The organism is Pantoea rwandensis (assembly GCF_000759475.1).
GTDB classification, from domain to species: Bacteria; Pseudomonadota; Gammaproteobacteria; order Enterobacterales; family Enterobacteriaceae; genus Pantoea; species Pantoea rwandensis_B.
In genome coordinates this window covers 3,965,062-3,990,190 of record NZ_CP009454.1, presented here as the reverse complement: position 1 = coordinate 3,990,190, position 25,129 = coordinate 3,965,062, and the positions used below count along the sequence as shown (strand labels likewise).

Sequence of the window (25,129 nt, the reverse complement as noted above, 5' to 3'; positions counted from 1 at the left end):
TATGTCTCAGGCGGCGATACGTGTACGAAATCGCGAACCCCAGGAGCGTGCGCGCACCGGGCGTAGCAACGGTGCCCGACTGTTTGGCGTCGTATTCCTGCTGATTGTGTTGGGCATCATGGCCGCCGGTGGGCTGATGGTGCTGAAGTGGATGAATGATGCGTCGCGTTTACCGCTGTCGAAGCTGGTGGTGACCGGGGAAACGCATTACACCACGCATGATGACATTCGCCAGGCCATTTTGTCGCTCGGTGCGCCTGGCACGTTTATGTCGCAAAACGTGGACATCATCCAGCAACAGATTGAGCGTTTACCCTGGATCAAACAGGTCAGTGTGCGTAAGCAGTGGCCTGATGAGCTGAAGATTAACCTGGTGGAGTACGTTCCGGTGGCTCGCTGGAATGACTCACACATGGTAGACGCCGATGGCGTCTCCTTCAGCGTCCCGGCCAGTCACATCGGTAAAGAAACATTGCCGATGTTATATGGCCCGGAAGGCAGTGAAACAGAGGTGTTGGCGGGCTATCACACCATGAGTGATGTGCTCAAAGCCGGCAAGTTTACCCTGAAGGTCGCGTCGATGACGGCGCGGCGCTCGTGGCAGTTAGTGACCAGCGACGATGTGCGCATCGAACTGGGACGCAGCGACACCATGAAGCGTCTGAACCGTTTTATTGAGCTCTATCCGGAGCTGCTGCAGCAAGGCCAGAGTCAGAACAAGCGCATTACCTATGTCGATTTGCGCTACGACTCCGGTGCCGCAGTAGGCTGGGCAGCGGCCCCGCTGGAGCCACAGGACAGTAATCAGCAACAAAACCAGGCACAGGCTAAACCACAATGATCAAGGCAACGGACAGAAAACTGGTAGTAGGACTTGAAATCGGCACCGCAAAGGTAGCCGCCCTGGTTGGGGAAATTCTGCCTGATGGTATGGTCAACATTATTGGGGTGGGCAGTTGCCCGTCTCGCGGTATGGATAAAGGCGGCGTAAATGACCTTGAGTCGGTGGTGAAATGCGTTCAACGCGCCATCGACCAGGCTGAACTGATGGCTGATTGCCAGATTTCGTCGGTTTACCTTGCTTTATCGGGCAAACATATCAGTTGTCAGAACGAAATCGGGATGGTTCCGATTTCGGAAGAGGAAGTGACTCAGGATGATGTAGAGAACGTGGTACATACGGCGAAATCCGTACGCGTACGCGATGAACATCGTATCCTGCATGTTATTCCTCAGGAATATGCCATTGATTATCAGGAAGGCATCAAGAATCCGGTGGGACTTTCCGGCGTGCGTATGCAGGCGAAAGTGCACTTGATCACCTGCCACAATGATATGGCGAAAAATATTGTTAAAGCCGTGGAACGTTGCGGCCTGAAAGTTGACCAACTGATTTTTGCCGGACTGGCATCCAGTTTCTCGGTTCTGACTGAAGATGAACGTGAGCTGGGCGTCTGTGTTGTTGACATCGGTGGCGGTACAATGGATATCGCGGTTTACACCGGCGGCGCACTGCGTCACACCAAAGTGATCCCTTATGCAGGGAATGTGGTGACCAGTGATATCGCCTATGCCTTCGGCACACCGCCAACCGATGCGGAAGCGATCAAAGTACGCCATGGTTGTGCGCTGGGTTCGATTGTTGGCAAAGATGAAAACGTCGAAGTGCCGAGCGTCGGTGGACGTCCACCGCGCAGTCTGCAACGCCAAACGCTGGCAGAAGTGATTGAGCCGCGTTACACCGAATTGCTGAATCTGGTGAATGACGAGATTCTGCAACTGCAGGAGCAACTGCGCCAGCAGGGCGTGAAACACCACCTGGCAGCAGGCATCGTGCTGACCGGTGGCGCAGCACAGATTGAAGGTTTGGCCGCTTGCGCCCAGCGTGTGTTCCATACGCAGGTGCGTATTGGTCAGCCACTTAACATCACCGGCCTGACGGATTATGCGCAGGAGCCGTATTACTCAACTGCAGTCGGTCTGCTGCATTACGGCAAAGAGTCACACATGAACGGTGATGCAGAAACGGAAAAACGTGCTTCAGTGGGCAACTGGTTTAAACGTATCAATAGCTGGCTGAAGAAAGAGTTTTAATTTTTGAAAAAGGAGATCATGCAGGCAATGTTTATGATCTCCAGGCGACAGGCACATAACGGAGAGAAATCATGTTTGAACCTATGGAATTAACCAATGACGCGGTGATTAAAGTCATCGGCGTCGGCGGCGGCGGTGGCAACGCCGTAGAGCACATGGTACGCGAGCGTATCGAAGGTGTAGAATTCTTCGCTGTAAACACCGACGCGCAAGCGTTGCGTAAGACAGCGGTTGGCCAGACGATCCAGATCGGGACCGGTATCACCAAGGGTCTCGGTGCGGGTGCAAACCCGGAAGTGGGTCGTACCTCAGCTGAGGAAGATCGTGAAGCACTGCGTTCTGCACTGGAAGGGGCAGACATGGTGTTTATCGCTGCAGGCATGGGCGGCGGTACCGGTACCGGTGCAGCGCCAGTCGTGGCAGAAGTAGCAAAAGATTTGGGTATCCTGACCGTTGCGGTGGTGACCAAGCCCTTCAACTTCGAAGGCAAAAAGCGTATGGCTTTTGCTGAACAGGGTATCGCTGAGCTGTCTAAGCATGTCGATTCACTGATCACCATCCCGAACGATAAGCTGTTAAAAGTGCTGGGTCGCGGTATCTCTCTGCTGGATGCCTTTGGTGCAGCCAACGACGTACTGAAAGGTGCGGTGCAGGGTATCGCCGAGCTGATTACTCGCCCAGGCTTGATGAACGTTGACTTCGCGGACGTGCGTACCGTGATGTCAGAAATGGGTTACGCTATGATGGGCTCCGGCGTGGCGTGCGGTGAAGACCGTGCCGAAGAAGCAGCCGAAATGGCGATCTCCAGCCCACTGCTGGAAGATATCGATCTGTCTGGTGCGCGCGGCGTGCTGGTCAACATCACGGCGGGCTTCGACCTGCGTCTGGATGAGTTCGAAACCGTGGGTAACACTATCCGCGCCTTCGCCTCTGACAACGCGACCGTGGTAATCGGTACTTCTCTGGACCCAGAGATGAACGACGAACTGCGTGTGACCGTCGTTGCGACCGGTATTGGCATGGACAAACGTCCAGAAATTACGCTGGTGACCAACAAACCGGCTTCGCAGCCAGTGATGGATCATCGCTACCAGCAGCACGGCATGGCGCCGTTGCCGCAGGAGCAGAAGCCGGCAGCGAAAGTGGTCAACGACCAGCCAGCATCGTCCAATAAAGAGCCAGATTATCTTGATATTCCAGCCTTCCTGCGTAAGCAGGCAGACTAAGAATATCCTGAGAATTGGGATTCTCCGCTCTTTGTGCTAAAGTATTCGCCCGCTGGTAATTTATACTGGCGGTCGGATGGGTAATATTGCGAGATAATGCGATGATCAAACAAAGGACATTAAAACGTATTGTTCAGGCGACTGGTGTCGGTTTACATACCGGCAAGAAAGTCACGCTGACCTTACGCCCTGCGTCGGCTAATACCGGGGTCATCTATCGTCGCACTGACTTGAATCCACCGGTTGATTTCCCGGCTGATGCAAAATACGTGCGCGACACCATGCTGAGTACCTGCCTGGTGAATGATCAAGGCGTGCGTATATCGACGGTTGAACACCTGAATGCTGCATTGGCTGGCTTGGGTATCGATAACATCATTGTTGAAGTCGATGCGCCCGAAATCCCGATTATGGATGGCAGTGCCGCGCCTTTTGTCTACTTGCTGATGGATGCAGGCGTCGAAGAGCTGAACAGTGCGAAGAAATTCGTACGCGTTAAGCAGACGGTGCGTGTTGAAGATGGCGATAAGTGGGCCGAGATCAAACCCTATAACGGTTTCTCACTCGACTTTACTATCGACTTCAAACATCCGGCAATTGACTCAAGCTCGCAGCGTTACCAGTTGAACTTCTCGGCTGAGGCGTTTGTTCGGCAAATCAGTCGTGCGCGCACCTTTGGTTTTATGCGTGAAATCGAATATCTGCAGTCTAAAGGCCTGTGCCTGGGCGGTAGCTTAGATTGTGCGATTGGTCTTGATGATTTCCGCGTACTCAACGAAGACGGTCTGCGCTTTGAAGATGAGTTCGTTCGTCACAAAATGCTGGACGCGATCGGCGATCTGTTTATGTGTGGCCACAACGTGATTGGCGCTTTCTCTGCGTTCAAATCTGGTCATGCTTTAAACAATAAATTGCTGCAAGCGGTATTGGCGAAGCAGGAAGCCTGGGAATGGGCAACCTTCGAAGACGAAGCTGAACTGCCACTGGCATTCAAAGCACCAAATTTAGTCCTGGCGTAAGTCAGTCATAAAAACGGCAGTTTCCCTGACACCCTCTCCGGTCAGTGGAAGCTGCCGTTTTTTATTGCCTGTTTTTTATTCCTGCAAGACCGCTCTCAATTCTCTGCTATCACTGGCGAAAGCCTGTACAAATAAACGTGAAATCCCCCGTAAGCCCTTTAATCACTGGTGTCCTGGCCCCACATAAGTGCTATTATCTGGCGCTCATATGAGCAGGTTCGCGGATAACCGCAACGGCTTCATTACTTTATTTAACTGTGGACAGGTTGTGATCGGGATTTTCTCACGCTGGCGACAATTAGGCAGACGCTACTTCTGGCCTCATCTCTTATTAGGGATGGTGGCGGCCAGTTTGGGCTTGCCTGCCTGTGCGCAAAGTGCGGAGTCCACGGCGACAGACTCACCCATCAGCAGCCTGTTTGTCGGCAATGTTGTTCATTTCGATCATTTAATCCGTCTGCAGGAAAGTGCACGTCGACCTAATTTCAATGTCGATTACTGGCATCAGCATGCCATTCGCACGGTCATTCGCCACCTCTCATTTAGCATGACGCCACCTGCAGAAGCGGAACAGAGTCATACAGTCCCGTTGGCGGCACAAAAGCTGGCGTTAATCGATTCGCTGCAGGCGCTACTCACATCGCCAGCTCAACCCGCTATTGCATTAGAGCCGCAGGAAACGCTGCGTCATCGCGAACCTCAAATTCACACTTCTGCTGACTGGCAGGCTGCTATTCATGGCATCCGCGCCGGGCCTGTCATTGCTTAACAGCTAACGATTTTCCACATCCTGTTTTAGATTTTCCAGACCGCATGAATGCGGCTGAATTGAGAAAAATTTATCATGTTAATCAAATTGTTAACCAAAGTCTTTGGCAGCAGTAACGATCGTACCCTGCGCCGTATGCGCAAAATTGTCGATGTCATCAATAAGATGGAGCCGGATTTCGTCAAGCTCTCGGATGACGAACTGAAAGCCAAAACCGACCTGTTCCGTGAACGCCTGAAGAAAGGTGAAAGCCTTGAAAGCCTGATTCCTGAGGCCTTTGCTACGGTACGTGAAGCCAGTAAACGTGTGTTTGGTATGCGCCACTTCGATGTACAGCTGATTGGCGGCATGGTGCTGAATGAGCGTTGCATCGCCGAGATGCGTACCGGTGAAGGTAAAACCCTGACGGCAACACTGCCGGCTTACCTGAACGCACTGAGCGGTAAAGGCGTGCACGTGGTCACGGTGAACGACTACCTGGCACAGCGTGATGCCGAAAACAACCGTGCACTGTTCGAGTTCCTGGGTCTGTCTATCGGTATCAACCTGCCAAACATGCCCGCGGTGGCCAAACGCGCAGCCTATGCTGCGGATATCACCTACGGTACTAACAACGAATACGGCTTCGACTACCTGCGCGACAACATGGCGTTCAGCCCGGAAGAACGCGTCCAGCGTAAACTGCACTACGCGTTGGTGGATGAGGTAGACTCCATCCTGATCGATGAAGCACGTACGCCGTTAATCATCTCCGGTCCTGCCGAAGACAGCTCTGAGCTGTACACCAAAGTGAATAAAATCATTCCTCACCTGGTGCGCCAGGAGAAGGAAGATTCTGAAACCTTCCAGGGTGAAGGTGACTTCTGGGTGGATGAGAAAGCACGTCAGGCTCACATGAGCGAGCGTGGTCTGGTAAAAGTTGAAGAGCTGCTGGTGAGCCAGGGCATCATGGAAGAAGGTGAGTCACTTTACTCACCAACCAACATCATGCTGATGCATCACGTGACGGCTGCACTGCGTGCGCATGCGCTGTTTACTCGCGATGTCGATTACATCGTGAAAGATGGCGAAGTGATCATCGTCGATGAGCACACCGGCCGTACCATGCAGGGCCGTCGCTGGTCTGATGGTTTGCATCAGGCTGTTGAAGCCAAAGAAGGCGTGGAAATCCAGAACGAGAACCAGACGCTGGCTTCCATCACCTTCCAGAACTACTTCCGTATTTACGAAAAACTGGCCGGTATGACCGGTACTGCTGATACCGAAGCGTTTGAATTCAGCTCGATCTATAAACTCGATACCATCGTGGTGCCAACTAACCGTCCGATGGTGCGTAAAGATATGGCTGACCTGGTCTATATGACCGAGAAAGAGAAGATCGACGCGATCATCGAAGACATCCGTGCCTGTACCGCCAACGGTCAACCGGTGCTGGTGGGTACCATCTCGATTGAAAAATCAGAAGTGGTCTCTAACGAACTGACGCGCGCGGGTATCAAACACAGCGTACTGAACGCCAAGTTCCACGCTAGCGAAGCGGATATCGTGGCACAGGCGGGTCAACCTGCTGCAGTCACCATCGCAACCAACATGGCAGGTCGTGGTACCGATATCGTGTTGGGCGGCAGCTGGCAGGCCGAAGTGGCAGCGCTGGATGAACCTTCAGAAGAGCAGATTCAGGCCATCAAAGAAGCCTGGAAACTGCGCCATGATGCGGTGCTGGCTTCGGGCGGTCTGCACATCATTGGTACTGAACGCCACGAATCGCGCCGTATCGATAACCAGTTGCGCGGCCGTGCGGGTCGTCAGGGTGATGCCGGTTCATCCCGTTTCTATCTGTCGATGGAAGATGCATTGATGCGTATCTTCGCCTCGGATCGCGTATCTAACATGATGCGTAAACTGGGCATGAAACCAGGCGAAGCGATTGAGCATCCGTGGGTCACCAAAGCGATTGCCAACGCACAGCGTAAAGTGGAAAGCCGTAACTTCGACATCCGTAAGCAGCTGCTGGAATACGATGATGTGGCGAACGATCAGCGCCGCGCCATCTACAGCCAGCGTAATGAACTGCTGGACGTGTCTGATGTGTCTGAAACCATCAACAGCATCCGTGAAGATGTGTTCAAAGCCACCATCGACACCTACATTCCGCCGCAGTCGCTGGAAGAAATGTGGGATGTTCCTGGTCTGGAAGAGCGCCTGCGTAACGATTTCGATCTGGATCTGCCGATTGCAGAATGGCTGGATAAAGAGCCGGACCTGCATGAAGAAACGCTGCGTGAACGTATCATGAGCCGCGCGCATGAAAACTATGCGTCGAAAGAAGAAGTGGTTGGCGCTGAAATGATGCGTAACTTCGAAAAAGGCGTGATGCTGCAAACCCTGGATTCATTGTGGAAAGAGCATCTGGCGGCGATGGATTATCTGCGTCAGGGCATCCATCTGCGCGGTTATGCGCAGAAAGATCCGAAGCAGGAATACAAGCGCGAGTCCTTCTCAATGTTCGCGGCGATGCTGGAGTCACTGAAGTATGAAGTGATCAGCACCCTGAGCAAAGTACAGGTGCGCATGCCGGAGGAAGTCGAAGCGATGGAACAGCAACGCCGTGAAGAGGCTGAGCGTCTGGCACAGCAGCAACAGCTGAGCCACGTTGATGACGAAACCGCTGCGGCCGCCGCGCTGGCTGCGCAGGGTGGGGAGCGCAAAGTAGGGCGCAACGATTTGTGCCCATGCGGTTCCGGTAAGAAATACAAACAGTGTCATGGCCGCCTGGCCTGATAAACGAGGAGCCTTCGGGCTCCTTTTTCTTTTGGCCGTCGCCACAGAGTTAACATTGCCTGGCGACTGCATTACTATCAGCGTTCATTAATTAAAAGCGGAATTCAGCTTATGAAACACCTGCAAGTCGCAGTGGGCATCATTCGCAATGCCAGCCGTCAGATCTTCCTTGCCCAGCGTGCGGCAAGCTCCTACATGGCGAATAAATGGGAGTTTCCTGGCGGAAAAATTGAACAGGATGAAACCGCTGAACAAGCGTTAAAACGCGAGTTGATGGAAGAGACCGGCATTGAGGTGACAGCCGCGAAGGCGATTGGTCTGGCCGATCATAGCTATGACGATCTGCGCGTCACATTGCACTTCTTCCTGGTGGAAGGATGGAACGGTGAGCCGTACGGCCGTGAAGGACAGCCTCAGCGTTGGGTGGAACAGCGTGATTTAGTCGCGGAAGAGTTTCCTCCTGCCAACCACGAACTTATCGCTCGCCTGGTGGCTGACGAAATTTAAGCGAAGGGGCGTAAGCCCCTTATCTCTTATTAATGCTGTTCTTCGCTCCAGTCATCGCTGTCGGTCAGATCGCTATCGCTGGGAATACGCTTCTCTTCAGCGGCCCATTCGCCCAAATCAATCAGCTGGCAGCGCTTGCTGCAGAACGGGCGCCACGGACTCAGTTCATCCCACATCACATCTTTACCGCAGTTGGGACAAGGTACGGTAATCATCTCTTCCTGCATAACAACCTCAACAACACGCTAATTCAAAATTCAATCGGGCTGGCACTTCACCGCGCTCGCTGTCCAGTGGCAGGAATCGAATGGCATAACGGCTTTTATGGCCTGAAACCTGCGGGTACAGCGCATCTTCGAGGGTGAGCTGGAGACGCAACAAATCCGAACCTTCGGCATTATCCTGGTAAAAACCGTTCAGGCTGGTTTGATGGCGAAATACGCCTGACTGACGCACCAGATCGAGGATCATGGTCAGACTATTGCGCAGAGGAACCAGTGACGCCAGCCAGCCGTTAACCTGTGAATCCCGCTGGGACTGCTGCTGGTGCAGCCAGATATGCAGGCTCGGCAAATCAAAACTGCAGCAGCCACCAGGAATGCTCAATCGCTGGCGTACCAATCCAATCAACCGATCTTCGCGCAACTGCTGACCCATACGTGGTGCCGCATTCAGCTCGCTGGATTGCTGTTTTAATCGATCACGCAGGCTGCTGACGGTGTGTTCGTCCACACCTGGCACATCAAGCCAGGCGCGAAGTTTCTGCTGCTGGCGCTCCAGCTCTTTCAATAGCTCGGTACGCATATCACCGCGCTCAAAGATATCTAACAGATCACCAATGATGCGAAATACCCCTAATGCAGAGACGGAATTCACCACAGGCACCGTTTCATGCAGTTGGTTAAGTAATGACTCCACGCGCAGCCAGGTGCGCATCTTCTCATTCAGCGGGTGTTCAAACAGAACGACTGTACTCATGATGTTAATCCTGTCCGGTTGCTGCCAGGCGTAAATAACGCTGGTGAAGTTCAGCAACGCGCGGCAACGCCTGCTCGGGCGTACCACTGTTATCGATGATGTCATCCGCACAGGCCAGACGCTGCTCGCGGCTGGCCTGTGCGGCAAGAATATTTTTTGCCTGGCTAAGTGTGATGCCATCACGCTGCTGAGTACGCCGCAACTGCGTAGCTTCATCCACATCAACCACCAGAACCCGGTCAGCCTGATGCTGTAACCCGTTTTCGACCAATAGTGGCACCACCCATAACACATAGGGTGACGTTGCCAATAATTTTAGCTGCTGCGTACGGGCATTGATAAGAGGATGAAGCAGCTGATTTAGCCAGTTTTTTTCTTTCGGCTGCTGAAAAATAATCTCGCGCAGCCGTGCCCGATACAACGCTCCTTCGGCGGTCAATATTGACTCACCATGGCGTTTAACGATCGCCTGCAGGGCGGGTGAACCAGGTTCAACCACTTCTCGTGCAATCACATCAGCATCAATAATATCAACGCCTAGCGCGGCGAAAGCATTGGCAATGGTGCTTTTACCACTGCCAATTCCTCCGGTGAGCGCAACGGTAAAAGGCATAGCGTTCTCTCAAAATTGTCTTCATTGGGCGACCATCAGCCGCAATAAGATGAGAGCATGATCACAATCAATTTTCTCAGCTAAATTTAAGGGATTGTAGCTTAAATAAAGTGAAATTCGCAGTCTTGTCGCGGAACGAATGGCGCGTATGATAACGACACTGGAGCCGTGAGCGCTACCCGAACTGCGGTTCGTCGTCACTAACCAGGACACTCAGCTATGCGTATTGAAGAAGATTTAAAACTGGGCTTTAAAGATGTTTTGATCCGCCCCAAACGCTCCACCCTGAAAAGCCGTTCTGAGGTTGAACTCGAACGCACCTACACTTTCAAGCATTCAGGTCTGAACTGGACCGGCGTTCCGGTGATTGCCGCCAATATGGACACCGTGGGCACATTCACCATGGCCGAAGCGCTGGCGGGCTTCAATGTTCTGACTGCAGTGCATAAACACTACAGCGTGGAAGCCTGGCAGGCATTTATCCAGCGCGTACCGGCCGCAGTGCTCGGGCATGTGATGGTGTCATCCGGTACCTCCGAAGCCGATTTCAGTAAACTCACCGCGATTCTCGCCCTATCGTCACAGCTCAATTTCATCTGCATTGATGTTGCCAATGGTTACTCCGAGCACTTTGTTGAGTTCCTGCAACGAGTGCGTGAAAGTTTCCCAGACAAAACCATCTGCGCGGGTAATGTGGTGACCGGTGAAATGGTCGAGGAGTTGATTCTCTCTGGCGCAGATATCGTCAAAGTCGGTATTGGTCCCGGTTCTGTTTGCACTACACGTGTCAAAACCGGCGTCGGCTACCCGCAACTGTCTGCGGTGATTGAGTGTGCAGATGCGGCGCATGGCCTCGGCGGCCAGATCGTCAGCGATGGCGGCTGTTCGGTGCCGGGTGATATTGCGAAAGCTTTCGGCGGCGGGGCAGATTTTGTCATGCTCGGCGGCATGCTGGCGGCGCACGATGAGTGCGAGGGGAACGTCGTCGAAGAGCAGGGCGAACAGTTTATGTTGTTCTATGGTATGAGCTCTGAATCCGCGATGAAACGCCATGTCGGCGGTGTTGCCCAGTATCGTGCTGCAGAAGGGAAAACCGTTCGTCTGCCACTGCGTGGCCCGGTGGAGGAAACCGTGAAGGATATCCTCGGCGGCCTGCGTTCGGCCTGCACTTACGTAGGGGCAGCACGCCTTAAAGAACTGACAAAGCGCACCACGTTTATTCGTGTGGCGGAACAGGAAAATCGGGTATTCACGCGCTGATGGCTGATGGCTGATGGCTGATGGCTGATGGCTGATGGCTGATGGCTGATGGCTGATGGCTGATGGCTGATGGCTGATGGCTGATGGCTAAAGGCTGATGGCTGATGGCTGATGGCTAAAGGCTGATGGCTGATGGCTGATGGCTGATGGCTAAAGGCTGATGGTCAATTATCGATGGTTGAAGGTTGAAGGTTGAAGGTTGAAGGTTGAAGGTTGAAGGTTGAAGACAGGTGCGCACCGCGCGCATCTGTCAACGAATCGCATCGCCTAAGCCAAATACCGGCAGATACATGGCAATCACTAACGTCCCGACAATTCCACCGATCACAATCATCATCAAGGGCTCGAGCGAAGCCGCCAGTGCATCAGCCCTCATCAGCGTTTGTGCTTCATGCCACTCCGCTAATCGTGCCAGCATGACATCCAGCGCCCCCGCTTCCTCACCGACCCGGATCAGTTGTGCACAGAGTGCGGTGAAAAGCAGATGATGCTGCATAGCCTGATGCAGTGGTGAGCCGCCAGCGATATGCCGCTGTAACGCGATAATCGCTTCACGCCACAGTGGCGATCCCAGCGTGACCTCAACGGCTTGCAGGCTTTGTAATAAAGTGAGTCCGGCCTGCTGCGTTAATTGCAAGACGGCGTAAATCTGGCTGAGCTGACCACCCCGCCAGAGTGTTGAAAGTAACGGCAGACGCAATAGCCAGCGATGAACACGTATTTGCCAGTGCACGGAACCACGGTAAAGCCACCTTGCGCCGAACAATATGCACATTATCGTTAGCGCCAGGGGGATCGCCGCCTGTTGTAAAAACGCTGACAGACTCATCACGGCGGCGGTGAAGGCGGGAAGGGGGGCATCAAAACTGGCATATACGGAGACAAATTCGGGCAGCACAAACAGCAACATACCCGCACTCACCGCCAGCGTTACCAGCAAGATAAACAGTGGATAGCGCAGAGCTTTAACCACTTTCTGTCTCAAGTGCTGTTGCTTGCTTTGCTGTACCGCCAACTGGCGACAGCATTCATCGAGCTGACCGGTGAGTTCACCCACTTCCATTAATGCCGGAAACAGCGCAGGGAAGATCTGCGGCCAGGCGCGAAGTGCAGAAGAAAATGGCTCTCCGGCCATGACCCGACGTTGCAATTCATTAAGCAGTTCGCGCCAGCCAGCATGCGGGTGCCCCTCAGCCAGCAAGGTCAAACTCTCCGCCAGCGGCAATCCTGCCTTGAGCAAGGTAGCCAACTGACGAATAAGGTCAATTTTGTGCTGCCACTTCCAGTCACGCGTGCGCCAGCATTTTCCACGCTGCCAGCTAACCGGCAGCACACCGCGATCTGAGAGTTGCTGCAGGAGCACTTCCTGACTGGCAACTAATGCGGTTCCTTGCCGTAACGAACCTTGGGTGTCCAGCGCCTGCCAGCGATAATGGTAGAGATTAGCCATCCTCCAATCCCACAACCCGCTGAACTTCTTCAAAGGAGGTGTCACCGCGACTCACAGCCTCCAGCCCGGCGGCGAGCAGGGTTTTCATCCCGCCTTCACTGGCCAGTGAGATAATGTGCTCCAGCGGCATATCAGCTGAAATCGCGTTTTGTAATTTGTTACTCATCGGCAGTACCTCAAATAACGCCAGACGCCCGTAATAGCCCGAGAAGCAGTGGTCACAGCCTGGGGCGCGCCAGGTTTGTAAGGTGCCAGGCCAAATGTCGTGTGGCAGATGTGCCAGGGCCTGTGCTGGCTGGCGGCAGTGCTCGCAGAGCCGTCGTACCAGACGCTGCGCGATGACTAACTGTAAGGCCGGGCCGAGCAAGTAACCGGGAATATCCATCTGTCGCAGACGAGTGAGTGTTTCCGCCGTCGAATTGGTGTGCAATGTTGATAGCACCAGGTGCCCGGTCTGCGCCGCTTTAACGGCAATGCTGGCCGTTTCGGCATCGCGGATTTCACCCACCATAATCACATCCGGATCCTGTCGCAGCAGAGCCCGCAGTACACGGTTAAAATCGAGCCCGCTACGCGGTTGGATTTGCGTCTGGTTAATGCCCTCTAAAGGAATTTCAACGGGATCCTCTACACTGCAGACATTTTTATCCGGCACATTCAGAGCGCTTAATCCGCTGTAGAGAGTGAAGGTTTTACCGCTGCCGGTAGGCCCGGTGACCAGTATCAGTCCCTGAGGTTTAGCCAGCGCGTGCTTCAGTAACCGGAGTTGGGCAACCGGCATGCCGAGTTTATCCAGTGTGATCGCGCTGTTTTCACTTTGCAGCAGTCTCACCACGGCTTTCTCACCGTGACTAATGGGTAAAGTAGAGAGGCGAAATGCGGCCTGTTGATCGTCAAGGTTCAGTGTGAATTGCCCATCTTGTGGCAAGCGACGCTCGGCGATATCCAGCCCGCCGAGGATTTTCAGTCTGGCAAGCACCGCAGCCGTTGGTGCATCTGGCAAATGTGACAGCTTGTGCAAAACACCATCAATACGAAATCGGACGCGTAACCCGTGCTGCTGAGGTTCAAAATGCACGTCAGAAGCACGGCGTTGGATCGCCTGACGCAAAATCTGCTCAACGGCATTAATCGCTGTTTCGGTGGCGGCCGGTTCGTGTATCGTCGCCGAGTCATCAGGGTTGTGCAGGAGTTGCTCCAGTCGTGCCGCAGGCCAGCACTCGACTTCGACTTTGCACTGGCTGGCGAATTGCAGGGCTTCCAGCAGCAGCGGATCGGGTGTCTCGGCCACTGCGACGCGCAGTGATGTCGCGTCATGCTGAAGCATCACAGCCTGGTAACGTGCACATAATATCTGTAGTGGGGTGTTGGGCTGTGGCATCAGCGCGTGTCCTTATCGGTGAAGCGGAACTGTTCAAGGCAGCTGTCACGCAGGCTGGCATTGGTACTGGTGCAACTGCGTTGCCAGTCCAGAGTGCCTTCCGTGGTGTTCCATATTGGTGTCATTTCCACACTCAACCCGGTAAGACTCTCCTGACCCGTTAAGGTGATTGCGCCATTCACGACGCTGAGCGAGGCCACTTAGCGCGAACCTTTGGCAGCAGGAATCCCGCCCGTACCCGCCTGGCACTGAGTGGGGCCGCCACGTTCAATTGCGCAGAGTTCCACGGCGGTTTTATAAGGCACCATGGTTTGCAGCATGTCAGTCAGCGCGGCGCGTTGTAGATAATTTTGGTAGCTGGGCAGGCCAATAGCACTAAGAATGGCCACAATGCCAATCACTATCATCAGTTCGATGAGGGTAAAACCTTGTTGTCTATCCATTATTCAGCTCCTGGTTGTGGAGCGGCTAAGGTAGAAAACGGCGTCAGAAAGCGATAGTGAGACTGTTTAACGCTGGAAGGCAGGATGTAATGAATCGCAGCGTTTGCAGAAGAAGTAACAGTAAATGGGAAGATAACTCACAAACCGCCGCGCAGAGGCGGCGGTAAGAGAAGGGAAATTAGTGTTCTCGAAAACGCATGGAGAGATCCATGGCGCGCACATGTTTGGTCAAAGCGCCCACCGAAACGAAGTCGACGCCCGTTTTAGCTATCTGCGGCAGTGTTGCTTCCGTGACGTTACCGGAAACTTCCAGCAGGGCACGTTTGTCGGTGAGAAGGACGGCTTCATGCATCATCTCGAAGCTAAAGTTATCCAGCATGATAATGTCGGCACCGGCATCAATCGCATCCTGCAGTTCTTGCAGGCTCTCTACCTCAACTTCAACCGGTACATCGGGAGCCAGCCACAGCGCTTTCTCAACGGCTTTGCGAACCGAACCGCTGGCGATAATATGGTTTTCTTTGATCAGGAAGGCATCGGAAAGACCTAGCCGATGGTTACTGCCGCCGCCGCACAATACGGCATATTTCAGCGCTGTACGCAGGCCTGGCAAGGTTTTGCGTGTATCCAGCAATTGCGTTTCGCTGCCATCGAGCAACTCGACATAATGACTGACTTCTGTGGCTACGCCGGAAAGCGTTTGTACGAAGTTCAGTGCGGTCCGCTCAGCGGTTAAGAGCAGACGAGCCGGGCCTTTCAATTCGAACAGCAGCTGATCAGCCTCCACGGGCTGGCCGTCTTCAACATGCCAGATAATCGCGACTTTGTTACCCAGTTGGATGAACACTTCTTGTACCCAGCGTTTACCACAAAAAACACCGGGTTCACGCGTGATGATCTGTGCTTCGGCCTGTTTATCTTCCGGCAAGAGTAGGGCGGTGATGTCACGGTCAGCATCCACCTCACCACCTAAATCCTCCTGAAGTGCGCGCGCAACGGCTTCGGGGATGTCCTGTTCAATACGCTTAATCAGTTCCTGACGACGATGATCGGGATCGTAACGACGCGATGCCATGCTTATGCCACTCCATTAATCGGATTTAACTGCGCTCACCTTAGCCTGATTTATGGCCTATTGCCAGTCGTGATAGCTGAAATGTTTAGTATCCTTAACAACTATCGCCGTTCGCATTAAGTCACAAGCCGAAAAGGGGAAACATGTTATTCTCAGCCTGATTTTGCCTGGGATTTAGAGCATGAAACTGGAAGATGGCTGGATCACCAGCGCGCGCAAAGTGCCCTCGCCGCACTTTAATCAACGACCGGAAAATGAAATTCCCTCGTTGCTGATTATTCATAACATCAGTTTGCCTCCGGGTGAATTTGGTGGCCCGTGGATTGATCAATTGTTTACCGGGACCTTGCCACCGGATGCCCACCCCTATTTTGCCGATATCGCGCAGCTGCGCGTGGCGGCACACTGCCTGATTCGTCGTGATGGTGAGTTGGTGCAGTATGTTTCGTTTGATCAGCGTGCATGGCATGCCGGTGTGTCGCAATTTGCCGGGCGAGAAAACTGTAATGATTTCTCGATGGGCATTGAGCTGGAAGGCACAGATACGTTGCTGTACACCGACGCGCAGTATAAGACCTTAAAAAAGGTCACGGCCTTGTTGCTTAAGCACTATCCGCTGACGCTGGAACGCATCACCGGACACAGCGATATCGCGCCACAGCGCAAAACCGATCCAGGCCCCGCATTTGACTGGATACGCTATAAAGAGTCTATCAGGCAGGAGAATCCCTGAAACAGCAGGAGCAGGTATGACGTTGTTTAGCTTGTTATTAGTGTTAGGTTGGGAACGCCTATTTAAATTGGGTGAGCATTGGCAACTGGATCATCGTCTGGAGCCGCTGTTTCGCGGACGCCAGCGATTTTCACTGCTGCGCACGTTAGTGATGACCCTCATCGCGATGCTGATTGTCTGGCTGCTGGTGTGGAGCCTGAAAGGCATTCTGTTTGGCGTGGCACAACTGGCATTCTGGATTGTGGTGGGCTTGTTGTGTATCGGCGCAGGTTCTGTGCGTCTGCACTATCATCGCTACCTGAAAGCCGCCAGCCACGATGATGAAGCGGCGCATCAGGCCATGGCAGCGGAACTGACACTGATTCATGGTGTGCCCGTTGAGTGCAGTGAGCGTGAGTTTTTGCGTGAGCTACAAAATGCGCTGATTTGGATTAACTTCCGCTTTTACCTCGCGCCACTGTTTTGGTTTGTGGTGGGAGGGCCTTACGGCCCTGTGCTACTGGTGGGGTATGCCTTCCTGCGCGCCTGGCAGAGTTGGCTGGCAAAACATCACTCCCCTCTGGAGCGTGCGCAGTCTGGGGTTGACAGCATATTGCACGTGCTGGACTGGATTCCGGTGCGTCTGGCGGGGGTGGCTTATGCGCTGTTAGGACACGGTGAGCGGGCATTGCCTGCGTGGTTTGCTTCGCTAAGCGATCGGCATCGTTCGCAATATCAGGTGTTGACCAGTCTGGCGCAGTTCTCGCTGGCGCGCGATCCGCATATGGATAAAGTGGAAACGCCACGGGTGGCCGTGGCGCTGGCGAAGCGGATATCGTTAGTGCTGGTGGTCGTGGTCGCGCTGCTGACCATTTACGGCACGCTGGTGTGATCGGCTGGCGGTACACCGAAATCCGGTGTGCCGTCTTCACGCCATTCGATGTACTTCAGTCGTGTATGGCGGTTCGGATCCCATAACGGATCGCCTTCAATTTCAGTGTAATTCCGTGCGTGATACACCAGCACATCCCTGCCTTTTTCGTCCCGCGTAAAGCTGTTATGCCCCGGCCCATACTGTTGATTTTCCCAACTGGTGGTGAAGACTGGACGCGCAGATTTCTGCCAGGCAGTGCTGTCGAGGGGATCGGCCATCATGTCGATGCTGAGTATTCCCAGACAGTAATTCTCATCAGTTGCGCTGGCGGAATAGGTGACAAACAGCCGATCGCCGTGCTGAATAACCGCTGGGCCCTCATTGACGCTAAAGCCTGCGCACTCCCACTCATACTCCGGCCGGCTGAGCATCACCGGTGCGCTTTTCAGCGTCCAGGGATTCAGCAATTCCGCGAGATAGAGATTGGAATTGCCCGGAATAGCGGGATCCTTCTGTGCCCACAGATACCAGTTTTTGCCCTGATGCACGAAATGCGTCGCATCGAGCGAGAAAGAGTCGATTGGGGTAAACACACGGCGAACAGGTTGCCAGTGGCCGGAAAGCGGATCGTTGTCATCACACACCAGCGCATACATGCGATGCTGAAACAGACCATCTTTGATGTCGCGCGTTGGGGCAGCAGCAAAGTAAATCACCCACTGCCCATTGATATGATGCAGTTCGGGTGCCCAAATCAACGCACTGAAGGGTCCGGTATCGGGTTTACGCCACACCGTCACCGTTTCGGCCTCAATCAGGCCGTTCAGCGTGTCAGCGTGACGAATTTCGAGTCGGTCATACTCTGGCACCGATGCCACGAAGTAGTAGCCTGCGCCATGACGCAGGATAAATGGATCGGCGCGTTGGGTAATAAAGGGATTTGGCCAGCTCATTTGATCTCTCCAGGTTGCGGGGCGACAGTCAGTGAGGCAGGGGATAATTCACGTGCGTTGGCACGGCGTAGCGCAAGATCATCCTGAATGATGCGCATGAGTTTGCGATCCACCTTCAGCAAGCGCACCACACCGGCGGTGATCAGATAGCCGACACCGGGAATCACGGTAAACAGCAGCATGATGCCGTTGATGGCCGAAGGCTGTTGCTGTTGAGCGCTTGCGTCATACCCATAGATAGAGAGCAGGAAACCGACCATCGCGCCAGCCACAGCCAGGCCGACTTTCAGGAAGAACAGATTGCCGGAAAAGCTCATGCCGGTGATACGTTTCCCCGTTTTCCATTCGCCATAATCATCGACATCCGCCATCAGCGACCAATGCAGTGGCGACGGGATTTGATGCAGGATATTAAGCAGGAAGTAAGCGACAACTACTGCCACAGTCGCGTGAGGATCAATCCAATAGAAACCGCAGGAGAAGAGCGCCAGCGCGATATTGGTCCAGAAAAAAACCTTCAGCTTGCACCAGCGGTCGGTGAGGATTTTTGCCAGCGTACTGCCGAACATCATGCCAATCACACCCAGGCTAATAAACAGCGTGGCAAAATGCGTGGATTGCCCCATCACCCAGGTAACGTAATACATGGTGGCGGCCATGCGGATAAAGCCGGGACAAACATTGCAGAAGGTGAGGAGGAGAATGCGCACCCATTGATCGTTCTTCCAGACGTCACGCAGGTCTTTCTTCAAATCATCATTACTGGGCGCGGCTGGACGAATCCGTTCGCGTACCGTGGCAAAACAGAACAGGAACATCACCAGACCTATCAGCGCCAGCACGCTCATCGCCATCTGATACCCGCGCGCTTTATTGTCACCGCCAAACCACTCGGCCATCGGTAGCAGTGATAGCGACAGAATCAGTGTCGCCACGCCAACCATCACAAAGCGGTAAGATTGGCAGGACACACGCTCACCGGGATCGTTGGTGATCACACCGCCCAGCGAGCAGTAAGGAATATTGATGGCGGTGTAGGTTAGCGACATCAGGAAGTAGGTGACAAAGGCCCAGATAACTTTGTTGTCATAACTCCAGTCTGGGGTGGTGAACATCAACACGCTGAACAGCACATAAGGTACGGAAACCCACAGTAGCCACGGGCGGAATCGTCCCCAGCGGCTTTGAGTACGATCGGCGATGGCGCCCATAATCGGATCGGTGACCGCATCCAGCACGCGAACAGAAAGTAGCAGTGTACCGACCAGCGCAGGCGCAAGGCCAAACACATCGGTGTAAAAATAGTTAAGGAAAAGCATGATCGCGCCGCCGATCATATTACATCCGGCATCGCCCATGCCGTATCCCAGTTTCTCTCTGAATGAGAGTGCTGCGCCTTTCATTGTTCGTCTCCAGCGACAAGGTGAGACGAAATTATCAGCGTTAAATCAGTAACCTGCTGGGGAACAATTGGTCACGTAGATGGACAAAACAGGTGGGCGTAGAAAAGTGTGAGGCAGATCGAGAAGCTTGCCCGGCGACGGCGCGCCGGGCAAGGGCATACATTAGGCTTTTTGCACTTTATTTTTGATGGTGTAACCCACTGCCAGGATAATGATCCAGACAGGAATCAGCCACACAGAAATCGCCATACCTGGTGTGATCGCCATGATCACCAGTACTGCCGCCATGAAGGCCAGGCAGAGCCAGTTACCAAACGGATAGAGCACCGCTTTAAAGCGCGTGGTCACACCCTGCTGGTCTTTCTTCTTGCGGAATTTCATGTGTGCCAGGCTGATCATCGCCCAGTTGATTACCAGCGCAGAAACCACCAGTGACATCAGCAGGCCAAACGCTTCACCCGGCATCAGGTAGTTGATCAGGACGCACAGCGCTGTGGCGACTGCAGACACCAGAATCGTAGCAACTGGCACGCCGCGTTTATCAACATTGAGCAGCGCTTTTGGCGCATTGCCCTGCTGCGCTAAGCCGAACAGCATACGGCTGTTGCAATACACGCAACTGTTATAGACCGACAGCGCGGCTGTCAGGATCACCACGTTCAGGGCATTCGCTACCAGTGCATCACCCAATTCATGGAAGATCAGCACGAACGGGCTGGTCTCTTCGGTGACGCGCGTCCATGGCATCAATGACAGCAACACCGCCAGTGAACCAATATAGAAAATCAGGATACGCCACAGTACCTGATTAGTGGCTTTCGGGATGCTCTCTTGCGGATTGTCAGCCTCAGCCGCCGTGATACCCACCAGCTCAAGACCACCAAACGAGAACATAATGATCGCCATCATCATCACCAGGCCGGTCATACCGTGTGGCAGGAAACCACCCTGGCTCCATAGGTTGGTTACGCTGGCCTGCGGGCCGGCGTTGCCGCTGAACAGCAGCCAGCCGCCGAACAGGATCATGCCGATAACCGCGACAACCTTGATGATCGCGAACCAGAACTCCATTTCTCCGAACACTTTAACGTTGGTCAGGTTGATGGCGTTAATGACGACGAAGAAGATCGCCGCACTGGCCCAGGTAGGGAATTCGGGATACCAGAATTGGATGTATTTACCGACGGCACTCAGTTCGGCCATCGCGACCAAAACGTACAGCACCCAGTAGTTCCAGCCTGAGGCAAAACCGGCAAAGTTGCCCCAGTATTTGTAAGCGAAGTGGCTGAAGCTGCCGGCGACCGGCTCCTCCACTACCATTTCACCTAACTGGCGCATAATCAGAAAGGCAATAAATCCTGCAATTGCATAACCGAGAATCACGGCCGGGCCGGCCGATTTAATCACTGATGCGCTGCCCAGAAACAGGCCAGTACCCACGGCACCGCCCAGCGCAATCAGCTGAATATGGCGATTTTTCAGGCCGCGGTGCAGCGATTCGCCATGCTGTTGTTCCATACAAACCTCGTGATGTTGTTATTGTGCACCTGCAGTGCGCGCACTGTAAGGCTGTTTTACGCAATGTATTCTTTTCTTTACGGTATTTGGCGTGCTGTGTGCATGCTGAAACTACCATGGCGACCAGAATAGTGATAAGCGCGCCGCTTTGCACCTGCTTTTGCTTTTTGTGCTGAGAGATGGCTGAAAAAGCAGCACTATCCACTAGGTATCGCTCGCGCTATTTCTGACATGAAAAATCAATAAACACGAATAGCTTTCCCTTATGTTTGCCTGTCAGGCTTAGGGCTAACTCAGTGTAAGGTTTGGTAAAAGTGAAATCTGTTAACAATTCACTTACGTAGCAAATATATGCCTTTATCACGGTAAGTTAGCGCGCTGTAACAGCGATATACCCCGGAAGTGTGATGCCTGCCATATAGACACAAGGTGAATACTTTGTTACTTTACGGGCACCATTTTTCAATTGGTATTACCAATTTACTCCGGACGTATTCACATAAGAAGGGAAGATGGCTTACAGTAAAATTCGCCAACCCAAGCTCTCCGATGCGATCGAGCAACAGTTGGAGTCTCTCATTATGGAAGGGACGCTCCAGCCAGGTGAAAAGCTTCTCCCCGAGCGCGAACTGGCGAAACAGTTTGATGTCTCACGTCCATCCCTGCGCGAAGCAATTCAGAGCCTGGAAGCCAAAGGCCTGCTGCTACGCCGTCAGGGCGGTGGTACCTTCGTGCAAACAAATCTCTGGCAAAGCATGAGCGATCCCTTAGTCAGCCTGCTTGCCGAACATCCAGAATCCCAGTTTGACCTGCTGGAAACCCGTCACGCACTGGAAGGTGTTGCTGCCTATTATGCGGCGCTACGTGGCACGGATGAAGACTTGCAGCGTATCCGCGACTGCCATGTTCACATCCAACAGGCGCAGGATAGCGGCGATCTGGATGCCGAAGCAGATGCAGTGATGAAGTATCAGATCGCTGTCACAGAAGCCGCCCATAATGTGGTGCTTTTACATTTGCTGCGTTCCATGGGCCCTATGCTGGAACAAAACGTCCGTCAGAATTTCGAATTGCTTTACGCTCGCCGGGAAATGCTGGCGAAAGTGAGCGGTCACCGCGCCAGTATCTTTGAGGCGATTGTGGCTCGTGAGCCAGAACAAGCACGCGAGGCATCCCATCGTCACCTGGCGTTTATTGAGGAAATCTTGCTGGATAGAAGTCGGGAGCAGAGCCGTCGTGAACGCTCCCTGCGTCGTTTACAGCAACGTAAGGAATAACGCACGGCAACGAACGTGCGGACATAAACGACGGGCCTGTCTTACTTGTGCTGTGAACCAGAAGCAAAGCACAAGCAGACAGGCTCCTGATAATTCAACGTATTAGACACAGATAAGGAACACACCCCATGTCAGAACGTTTACAGAATGACGTGGATCCGATCGAAACTCGTGACTGGCTACAGGCGATCGAATCGGTCATCCGTGAAGAAGGTGTTGAGCGCGCGCAGTATCTGCTTGATCAGGTATTGAACGCAGCACGCAAAGGTGGCGTGAAAGTGGCTGGCGGTGCGTCGGCTATCAGTAACTACATCAACTCTATTGCTGTTGAAGATGAACCGGACTATCCGGGCAACACCTCTCTTGAACGTCGTATCCGTTCCGCAATTCGCTGGAACGCCATTATGTCGGTCCTGCGTGCATCGAAGAAAGATCTGGAGCTGGGTGGTCACCTCTCATCTTTCCAGTCTTCTGCCACCATTTATGAAGTGTGCTTCAACCACTTCTTCCGTGCGCGCAGTGATAAAGACGGCGGCGATCTGGTTTACTTCCAGGGCCATATCTCTCCAGGCATCTACTCACGTGCTTTCCTTGAAGGCCGTCTGACCGAAGAGCAGATGAACAACTTCCGTCAGGAAGTGCACGGTAAAGGTCTCTCGTCTTACCCGCACCCGAAACTGATGCCTGACTTCTGGCAGTTCCCAACCGTTTCTATGGGTCTGGGTCCACTGAACGCGATCTATCAGGCGAAGTTCCTGAAATATCTGGAACACCGTGGCCTGAAAGACACGTCTAACCAGACCGTTTACGCCTTCCTCGGTGATGGCGAGATGGATGAGCCAGAATCTAAAGGTGCGATCACCATCGCCACCCGTGAGAAGCTGGACAACCTGGTGTTCATCATTAACTGTAACCTGCAGCGCCTTGATGGCCCGGTTACCGGTAATGGCAAAATCATCAACGAGCTGGAAGGCATCTTTGCCGGCGCTGGCTGGAACGTGATCAAAGTGATCTGGGGCGCGCGTTGGGATGAACTGCTGAAGCAGGACACCAGCGGTAAACTGATCCAGCTGATGAATGAAACCGTTGATGGCGACTACCAGACCTTCAAATCCCGTGATGGCGCTTACGTGCGTGAGCACTTCTTCGGTAAATACCCGGAGACCGCAGCACTGGTGAAAGACTGGTCAGACGAAGAGATCTTCGCCCTGAACCGTGGTGGTCACGATCCGAAGAAAATCTACGCGGCACTGAAAAAAGCGCAGGACACCAAAGGTCAGCCGACCCTGATCCTGGCACATACCATCAAAGGTTATGGTATGGGTGACACTGCGGAAGGTAAAAACATCGCGCACCAGGTGAAGAAGATGAACATGGATGGCGTTCGCTACATCCGTGATCGCTTCAACGTGCCAGTGGCTGACGATCAGATCGAAAGCCTGCCGTATGTGACCTTCGAGAAAGGTTCTGACGAATATAACTACCTGCACGGTCAGCGTGAGAAGCTGGGTGGCTACCTGCCAACCCGTCAGGCAGAGTTCAGCGAGAAGCTGGAAATGCCAACGCTGGAAGAGTTCAAACCGTTGCTGGAAGAGCAGAACAAAGAGATCTCCACCACCATCGCGTTTGTACGTGCCCTGAACGTGATGCTGAAGAACAAGTCGATCAAAGATCGTCTGGTGCCAATCCTTGCGGATGAGGCGCGTACCTTCGGTATGGAAGGTCTGTTCCGTCAGATCGGGATTTACAGCCCGAACGGCCAGCAATACACCCCGCAGGACCGTGAGCAGGTTGCTTACTATAAAGAAGACGAGAAAGGCCAGATTCTGCAGGAAGGGATCAACGAGCTGGGCGCAGGTTCATCCTGGCTGGCGGCGGCGACCTCTTACAGCACCAACAACCTGCCGATGATTCCGTTCTACATCTATTACTCAATGTTCGGTTTCCAGCGTATCGGCGATCTGATGTGGCTGGCGGGCGACCAACAGGCGCGCGGCTTCCTGGTCGGCGGTACCTCAGGTCGTACGACGCTGAACGGTGAAGGTCTGCAGCACGAAGATGGCCATAGCCACATTCAGTCGCTGACTATCCCGAACTGTATCTCTTACGATCCGTCTTACGCGTACGAAGTTGCGGTCATCATGCAAGATGGTCTGGTGCGTATGTACGGCGAAGCGCAGGAAAACATCTACTACTACATCACCACGCTGAACGAAAACTACCACATGCCTGCGATGCCGCAGGGTGCGGAAGAGGGTATCCGTAAGGGTATCTACAAGCTGGAAACTGTAGACGGTAGCAAAGGCAAAGTGCAGCTGCTGGGTTCAGGTTCTATCCTGCGCCACGTGCGCGAAGCCGCACAGATCCTGGCGAAAGACTACGGCATCGGTTCTGACGTTTACAGCGTTACCTCGTTCACTGAACTGGCGCGTGATGGCCAGGATTGTGAGCGCTGGAACATGCTGCACCCAACTGAAGCGCCTCGCGTGCCGTACATCGCTCAGGTAATGAACGAAGCGCCAGCTGTTGCCTCAACGGACTACATGAAGCTGTTCGCAGAACAGGTTCGCAGCTACGTACCTTCAAGCGATTATCGCGTACTGGGTACCGATGGCTTCGGTCGTTCAGACAGCCGCGAAAACCTGCGTCACCACTTCGAAGTGGATGCATCGTATGTTGTGGTTGCAGCGCTGGGTGAGCTGGCTAAACGCGGCGAAATCGATAAGAAAGTGGTGGCAGAAGCGATCACCAAATTCAGCATCGATGCCGATAAAGTTAACCCGCGTCTGGCTTAAG

The 25,129-nt window shown here is 53.6% G+C and carries 21 protein-coding genes and 1 pseudogene; 12 read left to right on the top strand and 10 right to left on the bottom strand.

What is annotated here, in order from left to right:
- Position 1: 1 nt before the first annotated feature.
- The 7 genes from ftsQ (at position 2) to mutT (ending at position 8,396) form a co-directional block, all read left to right on the top strand.
- A complete protein-coding gene (gene ftsQ / locus LH22_RS18335; protein ID WP_038649065.1) occupies positions 2 to 841 on the top strand; it encodes a cell division protein FtsQ in 840 nt (279 codons plus the stop codon).
- Complete coding sequence (ftsA, locus tag LH22_RS18330) at positions 838 to 2,094, top strand: cell division protein FtsA (RefSeq protein ID WP_013507861.1); 1,257 nt, start codon at positions 838 to 840, stop codon at positions 2,092 to 2,094. Before ftsQ ends, ftsA begins: the two co-directional genes overlap by 4 nt.
- A gap of 71 nt (positions 2,095 to 2,165) precedes the next feature.
- Complete coding sequence (gene ftsZ, locus LH22_RS18325; protein WP_034829667.1) at positions 2,166 to 3,320, top strand: cell division protein FtsZ; 1,155 nt, start codon at positions 2,166 to 2,168, stop codon at positions 3,318 to 3,320.
- 101 nt (positions 3,321 to 3,421) lie between these two features.
- On the top strand, positions 3,422 to 4,339 hold the full coding sequence (gene lpxC / locus LH22_RS18320; protein ID WP_038649062.1) for a UDP-3-O-acyl-N-acetylglucosamine deacetylase: 918 nt from the start codon (positions 3,422 to 3,424) through the stop codon (positions 4,337 to 4,339).
- A gap of 268 nt (positions 4,340 to 4,607) precedes the next feature.
- Positions 4,608 to 5,108: a secA translation cis-regulator SecM gene (secM, locus tag LH22_RS18315; RefSeq protein WP_038650264.1), complete on the top strand. Its 501-nt coding sequence runs from the start codon at positions 4,608 to 4,610 to the stop codon at positions 5,106 to 5,108.
- Positions 5,109 to 5,183: 75 nt separating this feature from the next.
- Entirely contained in the window at positions 5,184 to 7,889 is a 2,706-nt protein-coding gene (secA, locus tag LH22_RS18310; protein ID WP_038649061.1) for a preprotein translocase subunit SecA, read from the top strand.
- Between the two features lie 111 nt (positions 7,890 to 8,000).
- Positions 8,001 to 8,396, top strand: a complete 396-nt coding sequence (mutT, locus tag LH22_RS18305; protein WP_034829661.1) for an 8-oxo-dGTP diphosphatase MutT — start codon at positions 8,001 to 8,003, stop codon at positions 8,394 to 8,396.
- A gap of 29 nt (positions 8,397 to 8,425) precedes the next feature.
- On the opposite strand, the gene yacG is transcribed toward mutT, so the two are convergent.
- From yacG to coaE, 3 genes are read right to left on the bottom strand one after another with little or no spacing between them, the layout of a single operon-like run.
- The gene (gene yacG, locus LH22_RS18300) at positions 8,426 to 8,623 is read right to left on the bottom strand and encodes a DNA gyrase inhibitor YacG (protein WP_034829659.1); all 198 of its coding nucleotides are present in this window, start codon (positions 8,621 to 8,623) and stop codon (positions 8,426 to 8,428) included.
- A gap of 7 nt (positions 8,624 to 8,630) precedes the next feature.
- Positions 8,631 to 9,374, bottom strand: coding sequence for a cell division protein ZapD (gene zapD / locus LH22_RS18295; RefSeq protein ID WP_034829657.1), 744 nt, complete (start codon positions 9,372 to 9,374; stop codon positions 8,631 to 8,633).
- 4 nt (positions 9,375 to 9,378) lie between these two features.
- Positions 9,379 to 9,987, bottom strand: coding sequence for a dephospho-CoA kinase (gene coaE, locus LH22_RS18290; protein ID WP_038649058.1), 609 nt, complete (start codon positions 9,985 to 9,987; stop codon positions 9,379 to 9,381).
- A 219-nt stretch (positions 9,988 to 10,206) separates the two neighbouring features.
- Here coaE and LH22_RS18285 point away from each other — a divergent pair, with 219 nt between their 5' ends.
- A complete protein-coding gene (locus LH22_RS18285; RefSeq protein ID WP_038649056.1) occupies positions 10,207 to 11,247 on the top strand; it encodes a GMP reductase in 1,041 nt (346 codons plus the stop codon).
- A 250-nt stretch (positions 11,248 to 11,497) separates the two neighbouring features.
- Here LH22_RS18285 and hofC read toward each other — a convergent pair whose 3' ends face one another.
- The 4 genes and pseudogenes from hofC to nadC all read right to left on the bottom strand — a co-directional run bounded on the left by hofC (position 11,498) and on the right by nadC (position 15,596).
- Positions 11,498 to 12,697 (bottom strand): protein transport protein HofC, encoded by a 1,200-nt coding sequence (gene hofC, locus LH22_RS18280; protein ID WP_038649054.1) that lies wholly within the window; start codon positions 12,695 to 12,697, stop codon positions 11,498 to 11,500.
- Positions 12,690 to 14,078, bottom strand: a complete 1,389-nt coding sequence (gene gspE / locus LH22_RS18275) for a type II secretion system protein GspE (RefSeq protein ID WP_038649051.1) — start codon at positions 14,076 to 14,078, stop codon at positions 12,690 to 12,692. The genes hofC and gspE overlap by 8 nt, the downstream gene beginning before the upstream one ends.
- Positions 14,078 to 14,521, bottom strand: a pseudogene (ppdD, locus tag LH22_RS20995) (prepilin peptidase-dependent pilin). The gene gspE and the pseudogene ppdD overlap by 1 nt, the downstream one beginning before the upstream one ends.
- Positions 14,522 to 14,699: 178 nt before the next feature.
- Positions 14,700 to 15,596, bottom strand: a complete 897-nt coding sequence (nadC, locus tag LH22_RS18265) for a carboxylating nicotinate-nucleotide diphosphorylase (RefSeq protein ID WP_038649048.1) — start codon at positions 15,594 to 15,596, stop codon at positions 14,700 to 14,702.
- Between the two features lie 181 nt (positions 15,597 to 15,777).
- On the opposite strand from nadC, the gene ampD reads away from it, so the two are divergent.
- Both ampD and ampE read left to right on the top strand, forming a co-directional pair.
- Entirely contained in the window at positions 15,778 to 16,329 is a 552-nt protein-coding gene (gene ampD / locus LH22_RS18260) for a 1,6-anhydro-N-acetylmuramyl-L-alanine amidase AmpD (protein WP_038649046.1), read from the top strand.
- Between the two features lie 16 nt (positions 16,330 to 16,345).
- Positions 16,346 to 17,200, top strand: coding sequence for a beta-lactamase regulator AmpE (ampE, locus tag LH22_RS18255; protein ID WP_034829634.1), 855 nt, complete (start codon positions 16,346 to 16,348; stop codon positions 17,198 to 17,200).
- On the opposite strand, the gene LH22_RS18250 is transcribed toward ampE, so the two are convergent.
- The 3 genes from LH22_RS18250 to aroP form a co-directional block, all read right to left on the bottom strand.
- Positions 17,182 to 18,135, bottom strand: a complete 954-nt coding sequence (locus LH22_RS18250; RefSeq protein ID WP_038649044.1) for a glycoside hydrolase family 43 protein — start codon at positions 18,133 to 18,135, stop codon at positions 17,182 to 17,184. The two genes, ampE and LH22_RS18250, sit on opposite strands and share 19 nt — an antisense overlap.
- The gene (locus tag LH22_RS18245; RefSeq protein ID WP_038649042.1) at positions 18,132 to 19,538 is read right to left on the bottom strand and encodes a glycoside-pentoside-hexuronide (GPH):cation symporter; all 1,407 of its coding nucleotides are present in this window, start codon (positions 19,536 to 19,538) and stop codon (positions 18,132 to 18,134) included. The genes LH22_RS18250 and LH22_RS18245 overlap by 4 nt, the downstream gene beginning before the upstream one ends.
- Before the next feature lie 162 nt (positions 19,539 to 19,700).
- A complete protein-coding gene (gene aroP / locus LH22_RS18240; protein ID WP_038649040.1) occupies positions 19,701 to 21,056 on the bottom strand; it encodes an aromatic amino acid transporter AroP in 1,356 nt (451 codons plus the stop codon).
- Positions 21,057 to 21,568: 512 nt separating this feature from the next.
- Between aroP and pdhR the strand changes: the two genes are divergently transcribed.
- Both pdhR and aceE read left to right on the top strand, forming a co-directional pair.
- Positions 21,569 to 22,333, top strand: a complete 765-nt coding sequence (gene pdhR / locus LH22_RS18235; RefSeq protein WP_034829622.1) for a pyruvate dehydrogenase complex transcriptional repressor PdhR — start codon at positions 21,569 to 21,571, stop codon at positions 22,331 to 22,333.
- Positions 22,334 to 22,461: 128 nt separating this feature from the next.
- Positions 22,462 to 25,128 carry a pyruvate dehydrogenase (acetyl-transferring), homodimeric type gene (gene aceE / locus LH22_RS18230; protein ID WP_034829620.1) on the top strand — a complete coding sequence of 889 codons (2,667 nt, stop codon included), beginning with the start codon at positions 22,462 to 22,464 and terminating at the stop codon, positions 25,126 to 25,128.
- Position 25,129 lies beyond the last annotated feature (1 nt).